General features: G+C 68.3%; 2 protein-coding genes. Both read right to left on the bottom strand.

The annotated features are described in order from the left end of the window. A partial coding sequence (locus JCM9942_RS16930) for an amidohydrolase family protein (protein WP_157723036.1) occupies nucleotides 1–582 on the bottom strand: 582 nt, incomplete at its 3' end. A gap of 92 nt (nucleotides 583–674) precedes the next feature. Then, nucleotides 675–933 (bottom strand): glycine zipper 2TM domain-containing protein (locus JCM9942_RS16925; RefSeq protein ID WP_425478372.1); only part of this gene is annotated, 259 nt, incomplete at its 5' end.

The raw sequence follows: 933 nt of genomic DNA, 5'->3' as shown, positions 1-933 counted from the left end.
CCCGCCGGCCGGCTGCCAGTCCCCGGCCAGCGATTTACCGCCCTCTTCGGCGATGCGCAGCGCGGCGCTGTTGACCCAGCCGGCGTGGCCGTCGACCCGGTCCAGATAGACCGGCCGCTGCGGGAACGCCGCATCCAGATCGGCCACAGTCGGAAAATCGGTGTTGTCCCAGCGGTTCTGGTCCCAGCCTCGGCCCAACAGCCATTCGCCCGGTGCCAGCGTCTTCTCGAATGCCTTGAGCCGTTCGACCACTTCCGCACGGCTCTTCGCCCCGGACAGGTCGGCCTGCGACAGGGTGTTGCCCAGATAGACCAGGTGCGCGTGCGCGTCGATCAGACCGGGCACCACCGTGGCCTCGCCCAGATCGATGCGCGGGGCCTGCGGATACAGCTGCAGCAAGGCATCGGCACTGCCGACATCGAGCACGCGACCGGTATCGCTTTCCCAGGCCATCGCCCCGACCACCGGCTGCGCGGGGTCACCGGTGCGGATGGTTTCGGCCACCAGCAGCTTGACCTCGGCACTGGCGGAAAGGACATGCAGACACGGAAGCAGCAGGGCAACGCAGGCAAGACGACGCATCAGGCAACTCCTGGACAGGATGCGGCGACTATGCAGGCATCCCGTCACGCTGACAAACCGCCTGCGGTGTGGAAATCCCGAAGACCCCTGCCTCAGTCGGCGCTGACGTCCACGCGCACGCGGAGGCGCTCGCCCGGGTGGTAGTCGCGACGGGTGTGATATTCGCGGCCGCCATATTCATAGGTGACGTCGTAGCCATCCACGCGCTCGTTCTCGCTGCCGTAGCCCACCGGTTCGCACACGCGCACATCGCCACGCCGGTAGTCCGGACGGCTGCTGGCCTCATAGATCGCGCGCCCGGCTGCGCCGCCGGCGATGGTGCCCACCGCGGTCCCCAGATAGCGCCCGTCG

The organism is Stenotrophomonas pictorum JCM 9942, from assembly GCF_001310775.1.
GTDB lineage: Bacteria > Pseudomonadota > Gammaproteobacteria > Xanthomonadales > Xanthomonadaceae > Stenotrophomonas > Stenotrophomonas pictorum.
Note: the sequence above shows the minus strand (reverse complement) of the source record. Positions and strands in the feature narration are given on the sequence as shown.